The sequence below is a fragment of the Sporomusa sp. GT1 genome (genome assembly GCF_014634905.1).
Classification (GTDB): Bacteria; Bacillota; Negativicutes; order Sporomusales; family Sporomusaceae; genus Sporomusa; species Sporomusa sphaeroides.
Window position 1 is genome coordinate 1 of the sequence record NZ_BMBX01000011.1, and the last position, 13240, is coordinate 13240.

11 protein-coding genes and 2 pseudogenes are annotated in these 13240 nt (G+C 48.2%); 6 read left to right on the top strand and 7 right to left on the bottom strand.

Annotation, left to right across the window (positions count from 1 at the left end):
- The 4 genes and pseudogenes from GT1_RS13095 to GT1_RS13105 form a co-directional block, all read right to left on the bottom strand.
- A pseudogene (locus GT1_RS13095) lies at window positions 1-548 on the bottom strand (collagen-like protein); the annotation flags it as partial.
- Window positions 549-584: 36 nt separating this feature from the next.
- Window positions 585-869 (bottom strand): hypothetical protein, encoded by a 285-nt coding sequence (locus tag GT1_RS13100; protein WP_223226250.1) that lies wholly within the window; start codon window positions 867-869, stop codon window positions 585-587.
- 27 nt (window positions 870-896) lie between these two features.
- Window positions 897-1028: pseudogene (locus GT1_RS22770) on the bottom strand (recombinase zinc beta ribbon domain-containing protein); the annotation flags it as partial.
- Window positions 1029-1075: 47 nt separating this feature from the next.
- Entirely contained in the window at window positions 1076-3682 is a 2607-nt protein-coding gene (locus GT1_RS13105; protein WP_188399143.1) for a peptidase G2 autoproteolytic cleavage domain-containing protein, read from the bottom strand.
- A gap of 126 nt (window positions 3683-3808) precedes the next feature.
- Here GT1_RS13105 and GT1_RS13110 point away from each other — a divergent pair, with 126 nt between their 5' ends.
- Window positions 3809-4033 carry a transposase gene (locus GT1_RS13110; protein ID WP_188399144.1) on the top strand — a complete coding sequence of 75 codons (225 nt, stop codon included), beginning with the start codon at window positions 3809-3811 and terminating at the stop codon, window positions 4031-4033.
- 202 nt (window positions 4034-4235) lie between these two features.
- On the opposite strand, the gene GT1_RS13115 is transcribed toward GT1_RS13110, so the two are convergent.
- Both GT1_RS13115 and GT1_RS22270 read right to left on the bottom strand, forming a co-directional pair.
- A complete protein-coding gene (locus tag GT1_RS13115) occupies window positions 4236-4382 on the bottom strand; it encodes a hypothetical protein (protein WP_188399145.1) in 147 nt (48 codons plus the stop codon).
- 141 nt (window positions 4383-4523) lie between these two features.
- Window positions 4524-5054 (bottom strand): hypothetical protein, encoded by a 531-nt coding sequence (locus GT1_RS22270; protein WP_223226251.1) that lies wholly within the window; start codon window positions 5052-5054, stop codon window positions 4524-4526.
- A 326-nt stretch (window positions 5055-5380) separates the two neighbouring features.
- Here GT1_RS22270 and yddG point away from each other — a divergent pair, with 326 nt between their 5' ends.
- The 5 genes from yddG (at window position 5381) to GT1_RS13145 (ending at window position 11575) form a co-directional block, all read left to right on the top strand.
- Complete coding sequence (gene yddG, locus GT1_RS13125) at window positions 5381-6319, top strand: aromatic amino acid DMT transporter YddG (RefSeq protein ID WP_223226252.1); 939 nt, start codon at window positions 5381-5383, stop codon at window positions 6317-6319.
- A gap of 348 nt (window positions 6320-6667) precedes the next feature.
- On the top strand, window positions 6668-7093 hold the full coding sequence (locus GT1_RS13130) for a Fur family transcriptional regulator (RefSeq protein WP_188399146.1): 426 nt from the start codon (window positions 6668-6670) through the stop codon (window positions 7091-7093).
- Window positions 7094-7109: 16 nt separating this feature from the next.
- Window positions 7110-9305, top strand: a complete 2196-nt coding sequence (gene katG, locus GT1_RS13135) for a catalase/peroxidase HPI (RefSeq protein ID WP_188399147.1) — start codon at window positions 7110-7112, stop codon at window positions 9303-9305.
- A 306-nt stretch (window positions 9306-9611) separates the two neighbouring features.
- Complete coding sequence (gene fliD, locus GT1_RS13140; RefSeq protein ID WP_188399148.1) at window positions 9612-10910, top strand: flagellar filament capping protein FliD; 1299 nt, start codon at window positions 9612-9614, stop codon at window positions 10908-10910.
- 239 nt (window positions 10911-11149) lie between these two features.
- A complete protein-coding gene (locus tag GT1_RS13145) occupies window positions 11150-11575 on the top strand; it encodes a hypothetical protein (RefSeq protein WP_188399149.1) in 426 nt (141 codons plus the stop codon).
- A 115-nt stretch (window positions 11576-11690) separates the two neighbouring features.
- Here GT1_RS13145 and GT1_RS13150 read toward each other — a convergent pair whose 3' ends face one another.
- Window positions 11691-13160, bottom strand: coding sequence for a sigma-54-dependent Fis family transcriptional regulator (locus GT1_RS13150; protein WP_188399150.1), 1470 nt, complete (start codon window positions 13158-13160; stop codon window positions 11691-11693).
- Between the last annotated feature and the right edge of the window lie 80 nt (window positions 13161-13240).

Here is a 13240-nt window from a genome sequence, read left to right on the forward strand (position 1 = left end):
CCAGTGGGACCGGTCGCACCGTCAGCGCCAGTAGCCCCAGTCGGTCCGGTTGCTCCGTCGGCTCCAGTGGGACCAGTGGGACCGGTCGCACCGTCAGCGCCAGTAGCCCCAGTCGGTCCGGTTGCTCCGTCGGCTCCAGTGGGACCAGTCGGACCGGTTACTCCATCAGCGCCAGTAGCCCCAGTCGGTCCGGTTTCACCGTCAGCACCTGTCAGGCCGGTTACTCCCGTTGCTCCTGTAGCGCCTGTCGGGCCAGTTGGTCCTGTTGCTCCCGCGGGGCCGGTGGGACCTGTCGACAAGTTGGAACCCAAACAGTTGTTAATTATAACCGTAGGTTCACAACAGCATTCTTTCTCGTGAGGATAATGGCAGCATTCCTTTTGGGGAGGCTTGTGGCAGTACTCTTCTTCATGTTGACCGCAACTACCATGTGGCAAGGGACCTGGCGTTTCAAATTGCACGCAATGGTGATGGTGGTGCTGATAAACTTTTCTTACCATTCGATGGCTGAGATCTTCTGCTTTATCTCTATGATACTTTCTGTCCATACGCTAACCTCCAATATAGGTACTACATACAAAAAATCACTTTATGCCATTATATGCGGTATTACATAAATATGCTTTGGTAGTGAACGATAAAAACAAAAAGGGGGTGTCGTAAAACGCTTTATGAAAAAGCGTAAAGCGACCCCTCTTTTTTGTGGTGTCCCCATCTTTCCAGTCCTGCAAAACCGCTTGCTTATACCGTGTAATTTTAGCAAGCTCTTTTTCTTTCTGCTCTAAGGCACTTTGCAATTTTGCAGATTGGCTTTTGATAAAAGGAGCTTTATTGATAAAGGAAATTGTATTAGAGTAATGAACGGCCATATATACCTGTTGTTGAACCGCATAGAGTATAGTCGCCTCCAGTCGGTTATGCTTGATAGCGTGCTTTGTACAAGCTGTTTTTGACTGGTCTTTATAGGTACGGCAGAAATAGTACACTGTACTCTTGACTTTTTGCAAACCCCGAAGCGGTAATATCATCGATTCGGGGTTTAATAACTGTTCAACATCTTAAAAGAAAGCTGCTGTTATCTTGCTTTGGGTCCGTCAAGTAAAATAAGCACTTTGTTGGAATCCAACCGTTCCAATACACGGTAGCCTTGCGAGCTGGCAGTGGCGATTCCCTCAGCGTTGGGCCTACAGAATCCGTTGGGCCTACAGGTGCCGTCGTCACGGACACGCAGCTTGCCCATCATGCCGATCGCAGCCCATTCGCTTCGCGCTGTACGAGGCGTGTAGCCCAGGCTTGGATTGTAAGCGGGATTCAGCTTTGGTTGTTTTACTCGTACAGTCTTGGTTTGTACCTGCTTTTGGTGAGTTGCAGGGTCGACGACGATGAACTCTCTCTGCTCATCGACCCATTCGTAGATGACTTCGCCCCATTCGTCCTTCAAATATATGCCCTGCCAGACCATGCTCTGGGAATCCCCCGACATAGACGGCGTGGAAGAGACTGCCCCCAGGATATATTGATCTGCTGCGGTCGCCTTGCGGATATATTTGCCATCCAGCGTGACAAAGTAACCCCTGCGGTCCTCATTTTGGGGGTTACCGTCCTGCCATTCAAACATCTCCGCATAGTCTGCACCACTGACATAAATGCCGGAAGCGCTGTGGACATCACCATTAAACTGCACGCGGAAAGCGTTGCTTCTGGCCAAAATCGTACCGTTGCCGATGATAAAGGCGTCGTCCATCTCATCAGAACTGTGTGGAGTCCCCGATGCGATGTTATTTCTACCGATTGCTGTCTGGTCTAGACCTTGTGCGATCGTTTCATCTCCCCCGGCATGTGAATTAATTCCGCTGGCTAATGTTCTGCTTCCCTCGGCATGGGCAGCGAATTCGCTGGCTATTGTGAGGAATCCCTCGGCATGGGAGACAACACCGGTAGCGGTAGTTGAGAAGCCTTCAGCATGGGAGACATCGCCTTCTGCCGTACTTTCGGCGCCTTCCACATGCGAGCAAGTCCCGGAAGCAGTAGTCAAGCAGCCTTCTGCATGAGAGCCGTCGCCTTCCGCCGTGGTTTCGCTGCCTTCTGCGTGCGAGTTGTCTCCGGCGGCAGTTGTAGAGAATCCCTCGGCATGGGATACAGTCCCAGAAGCGGTAGTAAGACTTCCTTCGGCGTGAGAGCCATCGCCTGACGCCAATGTTTCGCTTCCCTCGGCATGAGAGACGAGGCCTGATGCCAATGTTTCACTGCCCTCCGCATGAGAGGCAAACTCGGAGGCCTCAGTTAAGATGCCTTCGGCATGAGAGCCTTCACCTCCTGCCGTGCTTTCTCTACCTTCCGCATGAGAATTGTCTCCTGATGCTATCGTATTGTAGCCTTCCGCCACAGCATTTGCTCCGCTGGCTATAGTACACTCTCCTTGAGAAAATGCAGCAGTACCGCTGGCAATGGTTCCTATCCCGATAGCAAGCGAAGAATTCCCACTGGCAACTGTGTTTGTGTTTAAGGCGACAGCATCAGTCCCCAGAGCGGAACCCGCTGTGCCATCGCATCCACCACCTGTGTGGATTCCCTTCACCGATCCATTGGCCTCTCCATCAACTAAGTTGAGCAGATTGCTTGGACCGGTTGCTCCTGTTGGACCCGTCTCGCCAGTAGTCCCCGGCTCACCAGTAGCTCCAGTCTCGCCAGTTGGTCCAGTTGCGCCATCAGCCCCGGTGGGCCCAGTCGAACCAGTTGTACCGTCAGCTCCGGTTGCACCAGTTGGTCCAGTTGCGCCATCAGCCCCGGTGGGCCCAGTCGGACCAGTTGCACCGTCAGCTCCGGTTGCACCAGTTGGTCCAGTTGCGCCGTCGGCCCCGGTGGGCCCAGTCGGACCAGTTGCACCGTCAGCTCCGGTTGCACCAGTTGGTCCAGTTGCACCGTCAGTTCCGGTGGGCCCAGTCGGACCGGTTGCACCGTCAGCTCCGGTTGCACCAGTTGGTCCAGTTGCGCCGTCGGCCCCAGTGAGCCCGGTGGGCCCAGTCGGACCGGTTGCACCGTCAGCTCCGGTTGCACCTGTTGCCCCAGTATCTCCGGTGGCTCCCGTAGCACCTGTTGGACCGGTAGGAGTAATATCTTCAATTGTCACAATTGCAGAGCCTTCAGTCACAGTAATATCCAGTGTCGTGGATTGGAAGATTAAATTCTCGCCAAACCCTACAGTGGCTATCCCTACAGGGCCAATTACGTTAAAGAGAGTTTCTCCTGTATCAAAGATTCCTGTAGGTCCAGTCGGACCGGTTACTCCGTCAGCGCCAGTGGGACCAGTCGGCCCGGTCGCACCGTCGGCTCCGGTGGGCCCAGTCGGACCGGTTGCTCCGTCAGCACCTGTAGCACCAGGCGGGCCAGTTGGTCCTGTTGCTCCCGTGGGGCCGGTAGGACCTGTCGACAAGTTGGAACCCAAACAGTTGTTAATTATAACCGTAGGTTCGCAACAGCATTCTTTCTCGTGGGGATAATGGCCACATTCCTTTTGGGGAGGCATGTGGCAGTACTCTTCTTCATGTTGACCGCAGCTACCATGTGGCAAGAGACCTGGCGTTTCAAATTGCACGCAATGGTGATGGTGGTGCTGATAAACTTTTCTTACCATTCGGTGGCTGAGATCTTCTGCTTTATCTCTATGATACTTTCTGTCCATACGCTAACCTCCAATATAATACTACATACAAAAAAAACACTGTATGCCATTATATGCGGTCTGACCTTACCGCGATTTTATGGACACACGGAACGTGTGATAAAATAAATCATGGAGGTGTTCTAAATGAAGATGTTTGATAAAGAAAAGATGATGGCGGTTAATCGCATAAAAGAAAGCGGTAAGCCTGTTGCAAAAGTGGCACGGGAGCTCGATATAAGCCCTAATACACTCCACGGGTGGATGAACAAATTTGGTAAGCACGGCGATAAAGCATTTTCTGGTAGCGGGCACTTACACGAAACTGATGATGAAGTATGCAGACTGCGCAGGGAAATAGGGAAATCATGAATTTGAAAGAGGAAAACGCTATCCTAAAAAAAGGCGGCAGCTTACTTCGCGAAAAACCAGAAATAGAGCATTTTCGATTTATGGAGACGCACCGATCCCAATTTCCGGTTGCGAAGATGGCGGAAGTCCTTACTGTTTCAAGGAGCGGGTTATAAGCGTTACCCGGGGGAAAAGGAAAATACCGCCTTTAGGCGGTATATCGTCATTTTTCTCTATTTTCCTTCGGTAACTGAGGTTTATTGATCGAATTTACTTCTTTGGCACTTTCCTTGTTGGAAACATATTTAGGATCACCAAGGGTAACGCGGGGAGAATTTCCGGTTTGCTTGCTTTGATATAGATCGCTCATATTGCACCTCTTTGGAGTAATGGTTGATATTAGCGTTTCCCTGGATAAGGCAAGCCATACTCTCAGTAATAATTGATTGGGAGAGTAGGCGATGAGAAGCGTTTTCAAAGCAAATGAGAACGAAGTTAGAATAAGATGCGGTTATTCATCGGGATTGTCATCACGGAGTGACTTCGCCGCTGCTGGTTGTAATTTTGTTCTGTAGATGTTTTTTTCAGACCTAACCAATATTCCCTCTTGCCACATTTGATAACCGTATATTAATACACCATCAAGCGTAGTAATTACAGCGTTTACAAAAGGGGTAATGCCTATTTCCTGAAACAGTCCTCTACTGCCAAGAAAATAAACATGAAATAAATAGATAAATCCAAAATTTAGTATTATATCGATTGCCAGATAGAACCAGAATCTACCATAGGCAAAGTGGAATAGCCATATAGTAGTCACAATATTTAATCCAAAAATAACATACGAATGTGTTCTTAGTGGCAAAGCGACTTCTGCATAAGTAAACCAACCTAGATTTTCTCCTGCCTCTACAACCAGTATACTTGTAAGTGCAGAGAATAGAGCGACAGGCATAAAATATTTGATATTTTCTTTAGGTATGAAGAATAGTGTTAACCAAGGAACGATCAGCATTGACCATAATATAGCTTGATTACTCATCGGGCTCACTCCTTATTTAATGTATTGCTTAGTATCTGTCTTTTCAGATTTTTAATGCCCGCATAACTATATTTGAGTAAAGACAAAGGCCGGATGCTGCCAGCATCCGGTCAAAATCTTAAGGGACAAGGGGAAAGGTTTATTTCTCATATCTAAAGTAAGAAATTATCGTTTTACTTTATAGTAAACCCGTTGTATAGTACAATAGGTAAATGACAAGGTACAGGTGACAGGGGGTCATTGTATGCAATATGGATATTCCGGCAAGTGAAAGTTGCGCTAGCTGACTTTATTGGGTATTTTTAACAAGTCCGAACTACTACTTCATGAAAAAGGGGATTATGTCGTTGAATACACGCACCAGGAACAATGCTACTTTTATTGGATTGATTGCTATTATACTTTGGAGCACAATGGTTGGTTTAATTCACAGTGTAAGTGAACTGCTTGGCCCGATTGGAGGTATTGCTATGATCTATACCTCCGCGTCTGTGATTCTTATTATTACGTTTGGAGTACCCAAAATAAAAACTTTTCCTTGGAAATATTTGTTACTGGGAGGTTTTTTATTTGTGGCTTATGAAATATCTTTTGCTATGGCGATTGGCTTTGCCAACAATGGGAATCAGGCAATTGAAATCAATATTATAAACTATCTGTGGCCTTGTCTTACCATTGTATTTGCTATTATTTTTAATAAACAAAAATCCACACTCCTGATAATTCCGGGGCTTATCCTTTGCCTTCTTGGTGTTTGCTGGGTATTAGGCGGCGAGAAAGGTCTGGATATGAGTGGGATGATTAGCAATATAAAAAGCAATACATTTAGTTATGCGTTAGCATTTGCAGGCGCTTTCATTTGGGCTGCATACTGCACTATCACAAATAGGTTAGCGGCAGGGAAAAACGGAATTACCCTATTCTTTATCCTCACGGCTATAGTTCTTTGGGTTAAGTTTTTCATTAGCGGAGCTGCTGTGCCCAATCTTAGTGTGCGGGCCATAATGTATGTATTGGTGGCAGGCTGTGCGATAGGGTTTGGGTATGCTTCCTGGAATTATGGTATTTTGCATGGCAATGTTTCAGTACTTGCCAGTGCCTCCTATTTCACGCCGATATTATCATCGTTGTTAGGCTCGTTGCTTTTAAATGCCCCGCTTTCAGTTCCCTTCTGGCAGGGTGTATGTATGGTATGTTTGGGATCAATATTGTGTTGGCAGGCAACTAAGAACCAGTCAGAGAAAAATAAGGTTTGCGCTTCATAATTATTTTTTTGAGCACTTTCTGTACCTGTGCGGGCAGTTCAAACTGTCTGACACAGGTATAATAATATTGTGATATCATCTTTGAGCCGCTAACATTGTTAGCGGCTTTAGGTATTGGGAGAACACTTAGTGTCCGGCTATTGCGCTTGCAGGAATTTAATGGAATTTGTCGAATAATTTATTTGTATAAGCTACAGAGCTTATTACTTCAGCTCCATGGATTTTTTTTGCTGAAGCAGTTTTACAGATAATTAGTGATTGACAAGTTTTAATTTATTGAATAAAATAAAAATATAATCATTACAAACTTATAATGATTATTGTTAACGAGAGAGAAATGCAGGGATTATGATGCAGAGAAACAATCCGTTTGTACAGGAACTGCTAAAAAGAAATATTACTCCATCACATCAGCGTGTCATGATTTTACAGTATCTGGTTGAAAACCGATGCCACCCTACGGTGGAGCAGATTTTCAGCGCGCTGCGCAGTTCGATCCCTACTTTGTCCAAAGCTACCGTATACAACACATTGAATATCTTCCTTGAGGCCCACTTAGTTCGCATTTTGTCGGTTGAGGAGAATGAAACGAGATATGACATCGTGATGGAAAACCATGGGCATTTCAAATGCTCTTCCTGTGGCAGCATCTATAATTTTGCAGTGAATATCGACCAGTTTGTGACAGAAGAACTGCGTGGTTTTCAAATTGCGGAAAAGAATGTCTATTTCCATGGTATATGCCCCAATTGCATTGTCAAAATAGAAAAATAAAAAAGGAGTTGGTCACATGAGTAATGAAAGCAAGTGCCCGGTAACAGGCATGACCAGAAAAGCCGTTGCCGGTGGTGGCACCTCAAACCGGGATTGGTGGCCTAATCAATTGAACCTGAATATTCTGCATCAGCACCCTGCCAAATCCAATCCGATGGGCGAGGATTTCGACTATGCAGAAGAGTTCAAAAGTCTGGACCTTGACGCTGTGAAAAAGGACCTATATGCGCTGATGACCGATTCCCAGGATTGGTGGCCTGCAGATTACGGTCATTATGGACCGCTTTTTATCCGGATGGCGTGGCATAGTGCCGGTACCTATCGTCTGGGGGATGGTCGTGGCGGCGCGGGTTCCGGCTCACAGCGCTTTGCCCCCCTCAACAGTTGGCCTGACAATGTAAATCTCGATAAAGCCCGCCGGCTGCTTTGGCCGATTAAACAGAAATATGGCAGGAAGATTTCCTGGGCAGACCTGATGATTCTTGCCGGAAACTGCGCTCTGGAATCTATGGGGCTCAAAACCTTCGGTTTTGCCGGTGGACGCGTTGATATTTGGGAACCGGAAGAGGATATTTATTGGGGCTCTGAAGGCGAATGGCTGGGCGATAAGCGTTATTCCGGCCAGCGGGATCTTGAAAATCCGCTTGCCGCCGTGCAGATGGGCCTGATTTACGTGAATCCGGAAGGTCCGAATGGACAGCCAAGTGTACTTGCTTCCGGCCGTGATGTTCGCGATACTTTCGCCCGTATGGCTATGAATGATGAAGAAACAGTCGCACTTGTTGCCGGCGGTCATACGTTTGGCAAATGCCATGGCGCCGGCCCCGCGACCCATGTAGGGCCTGAACCTGAAGCCGCCGGCCTTGAAGAGCAGGGCCTCGGCTGGAAAAACAGCTTTGGGAGCGGCAAAGGCGGTTATACCATCGGCAGCGGTATTGAGGGCGCCTGGAAGCCAAACCCGACAACCTGGGATATGGGCTATTTAGAGACCTTATTCAAATATGACTGGGATTTGGTTAAAAGTCCTGCCGGCGCCTGGCAGTGGATACCGACCGACCCGGCTGCGGCAACTACGGTGGAGGATGCGCACGACCCGTCCAAACGTCATGCGCCGATGATGACCACTGCGGATCTGTCCCTAAGAATGGATCCCATCTATGGTCCGATTGCCAAGCGGTACCGTGATAACCCTGAGGAGTTCGCAGATGCTTTTGCCCGGGCCTGGTTCAAGCTGACACATCGTGATATGGGACCCCGTTGCCGTTATCTCGGACCGGAAGTTCCGGCAGAGGAGCTAATCTGGCAGGACCCGGTGCCGGCGGTCGATCACGAATTGATTGACGAACAGGATATTGCAGAACTCAAGGCTAAGCTGCTTGCTTCCGGCCTGTCGATTCCCGAACTGGTTTCAACAGCATGGGCATCGGCCTCCACCTTCCGCGGCTCTGACAAGCGCGGTGGGGCCAATGGGGCGCGCATTCGTCTCGCTCCGCAAAAAGACTGGGAGGTTAACCAGCCGGAACAGCTTGCGAAGGTGCTTGCAGCTCTGGAAAAAATTCAGGCAGAGTTCAACGAGGCACAACAAGGCTCTAAGAAGGTTTCCCTGGCCGATCTGATTGTTCTGGGCGGTTGCGCGGCTGTCGAGAAAGCGGCAAAGAATGCCGGTTATGAAGTGACTGTTCCCTTTACGCCGGGTCGCACGGATGCCACCCAGGAACAAACTGAAATTTATTCTTTTGCCGTGATGGAACCAAAGGCGGACGGCTTCCGCAATTATATGAAGGCCAAATATGCCGTATCAGCCGAGGAAATGCTGGTAGACCGGGCACAGTTACTGACTTTGTCCGCTCCGGAGATGACCGTTTTGGTTGGCGGTATGCGTGCCTTGAATGCCAACTTCGGGCAGTCTCAGCACGGCGTGTTCACCAAGCGCCCGGAAGCGCTTACCAATGATTTCTTTGTGAATTTGCTGGATATGGGCACGGTGTGGAAGGCCGTTTCCGAGGAAGCCGAGGTTTTTGAAGGCCGCGACCGCGCCACCGGTGAACTTAAGTGGACCGGCACCCGTATTGATCTCATTTTCGGCTCCAATTCACAGCTCCGGGCAGTTGCGGAAGTCTATGGCTGCCAGGATTCTCAGGAGAAATTCCTGCAAGATTTTGTAGCGGTGTGGACTAAGGTTATGAACCTTGACCGTTTCGAGCTTGCCTAAGTCTGGTTAGGTGCTAAACAGCCGGACAACGGAGCTTCCCATTACCAGCGGCTGCTGCCGGGGAAGCAGGCGACAGAAAATAATTTAGCAGGAAACAGCCTGGGATGATCCGCTTTGGATTGCCTCAGGCTGTTTTAGTTTTAGTTGCTTACCTCATTAATGAACTTCACCTTTAGGGTTTAGCAATTTACAAGATTTTCTTGCAAAACTCGGGGGATTGTGGTACAAAAAAAGTAAGGAAGGCGTGTCCAAACACAGCAGAAGGCGAATCAGGGATGAACGTCCGGGTACAAAGGAGTGAGCAGCGTGTTTAGGAGCGGTTCTGTTGCTAACCAATATACCTCGTGGGGACGATATGGCATTTATGCGTCAATGCTGCACAGGCAGGATTTTGCCAATAACGGTCAGACAGGCCGCACAGGCAGCCTTTTGTCCGGCGGGTCTGATGTGCTTTATGATTATGCGTCAGACAGCAGGAATCAATTGGCCGGTATCCTGGCTGACCGGCAGAAAAAACTTGCTATGGCCACAGAGATTGTCGAGAATTACAATAGCCTGGCGTCAAGCTTTTACAACGGCTTTGATTCGTCGATGAAAGCATTGAAGGATGCAGCTTATGATCTGAAAAATACCAGCCTGAACAGTGCCGTCAACCAAATAGGCTATGGCAGTGATAACAGCAAGGTCGTCACGGTGACATCCAAGTTTGCACCAGGCCGTGATAGTTTTAATGTCGAGGTAAGCCAGCTTGCCGGCGGACAGAAAACGACCTATGCCGCTCTGGCTACGGAAAGTGCGGGGGCTTTTGCCGGTAAGAGCAGTCTTACCTTAAACAGCGGTGATAAAACCTATAAGTTTGACTTTAATTTTACTGCCGGCACGACCAACAAGCAGGCCTTGCACTCAATTGCAGAGAAGGTCAATGAATCAGGCGGCAGCCTGAAAGCCAGCGTCACGGAAAAGGACGGCAAAAGTCAGTTGCAGCTTTACACCGGCGGAACGGGAACCGCAGCCGCCTTTAGCGTGACCATGACCGGAGTGCTGGAGCAGCAGTTGCAGACAGAGCGCCAGGAGGCGGCGCAGGATGCTGTTTACCGGGTGAACGGTGTCAGCCATACTTCCGGGAAAAACGAGATTGAACTGGCCGAGGGCGTTTCCGCCACCCTGACCGGAACCGGCGAGGCTAAGGTAAGTCCGAATCAGATGGATGCCGGTAAACTGGTGAACGCGGTTAAACAATTTGCCAGCGCCTATAATGCTGTGGTGGAACATCTGAAAGCCAATGCCGGTTCGTCAAAAGCCATTTCCAATCTGGCCGGTTCGTTTGCGAACATTCGCTTTTCCGCTGGTTCATTGTCCCAGCTGGGTATTGACGTGGGTGCCGGCGGCAAGCTCAGCGTCAACGAAAATCGGCTGACAGAAGCGGCAACGAACAATCAGGATTCCTTGCAGCGGCTGGTAGGCAGTTCGGACGGCATTGCCGGTGTAACTTATAACAAAGCTTTCAGCGCGCTTATCCATAAGGATAACCTGCTGCCGCTGCCCAGTCTTACCAATGGTTACTACGGCGTTGCTAAGGGATTGTTTTTTGATATAATGGCATGACATTGTTAAAGAAGCCGCCAGCTGCGAGCTCCACTCGCGTCTGGCGGCTTTTGTTACAGAGTATATGAGTCAGGGGACAGTCCCCTGACTCACAGCAAAAAAAGGTTACTTTTTGGGGCTATTGTGCGTTACTTTTTCTGTGTATAGTTGTTGTAATAAGGGAAGTTTCACTAAGACTTCCGCCTCTGGCTTTTATTGTTGAAGAGTGGGGGAAATCATGAAAAGGGAGAGGATGGAATTTGAAGAAAAGCAGTGGTTGGTTATTAGCCTGCTTCGGGTTGTTTGTCGTTTTGGCGTGCTTGCTGCCGGCTCAGGCTGAAGCTGCGGATTTGGAGTGGTATACTCACAATATGTATTATGAAGAAACTGAGGATGGCACGCCGGAGAATATACTGATCATTGAAGGCCATTTCCAAAACAACACTGGAAGATATATCAATTATATTTATGAATTCAATCTCACTGCAACCATTACCGCCGCCACAGGCTATGGTTATACCAACACCGTAAAGGGTACCTTCCGGAACTTCGAAAAAATGATTGAGCCTTATGACACATCTTATCACAAATTCAGAATCAGAAACGCCAAAATCATCTGGCCTGTTGCCGATTATGAGGTAAAAGCCGGTTATATGAGATGGAAGCATAGCGGCGCCGCAGGCTAAGCGTTTTACCTTGCGTATATACGATTTTTTCTTAAAACACCGTTACCTTTGTCAGGTAACGGTGTTTTAATTTTCTTAACAGGTTACGGCAGGAAGCGGCGCGGATATATAACGCTTAAGGCATGGGGGAATCCGTTGTCTCGCCGACAGACTGGGCTTTATACAAAACTGCTTTAATTCCATGCCGGCGGAGGTGATAATGCAAATTTTGCCTGGTAATTCCCAGTTGAATAGCGCACTGGCTTACGTTCCCATTATTTAGTATCAGCGCGTTTTCAATGGTTTCTTTCTCGTATTGACGCAGCAGTTCGGCCAGCGGCTTATTGGCACCTGCTTCATCAGTACTTGAGCCGGCCTTTGTTTGATCACTCATCAGTCGCTTCTTTAAAAGCCTGGGCAGATGGTCCCTGGATAATATGGTTTCTGTATTTTCGGCCAGGCTCATCGCGCTTTCAATGATATGCTCCAGCTCGCGAACATTTCCCGGCCAACGGTAATATAAGAATAGCTGCATCAAATCCTGTGATATAAGCCGGATATTTACCGATAGTGCATCATTGAAGCGGTCTACAAATTCTCTTGCCAGCAGCGGTATGTCCTCTAACCGCTCACGTAAGGGCGGAATATCCACAATAACGGGAGTCAAACGGTATAACAGATCTTCACGGAAAAGGCCGCCCCGGGCAAGCGCAAATAAGTCCTGATTGGTTGCACTGATTATCCGGCACGAAATCTTGCGTTCTTTATTATCGCCCAGACGTCGTATTTTTTTATCCTGCAGCAATCTTAGCAGTTTTGCTTGCAAGGAAATAGACAGCGAGTTTATTTCATCTAAGAATAAAGTTCCATTTTCGGCCTGCTCAAAAAAACCAGGCGTATCTATTGCTCCGGAAAATGCGCCCTTTACAGTTCCCATCATCAGGCTTTCCATCAGTGTTTCCGGGATTGCAGCACAGTTTACGGCAATAAAGGGGCGGGATTTGTAAGGACTGGCGTTATGTATGCCTTGGGCAAACAACTCTTTACCTGTGCCTGTTTCCCCTACGAGCATGATGGTAGACTGGCTTTGCGCCATTTTGCGGGCTTGTTTCAGGGTTTGCCGGATGGCGGTGCTGCTGCCGATAATATCTTCGAACGTGTAGATGGTGCCGTTGGTGACTCTGTTAGATTTTTTACTGTTAAATGAATTTAGTACCATGGTAACTAATTCGTTTATGGAGGGCTTGTCTCTGCCAATGGAAATAACGGCAGATAATTTTCCATCTTGAAAAAACGGGTAGGAATTATATACAATATCGACTTTTTTGCCGCTTATCGACATATAGGTCATATGCTGATCCCGCAATGGTTCGGGATTTTTGCATACAACATGCCGCTGGAAGTTTTCAAATCCCGGATATACGTCAAAATCTTTTTTTCCCACCATCTGGCTGCGGGTTGTCCCCTCCATTTTTTCAAAAGCCTTGTTGTAGAAGAGAACAGTGCCATCCACGCTTACCGCATAGGCCCCGTCGGATACTACATCAAACATGGCATGCAATAAGCGATTTTCAGACTCCAGCTCTTCATACGTTTTCTTTACCATTAAGCGGCCTCCCTGTCAATAAAAAGATCGGCACATGTTCTTATCAACTGAAGGGATTTTTTCAGTTATTATAACATCTT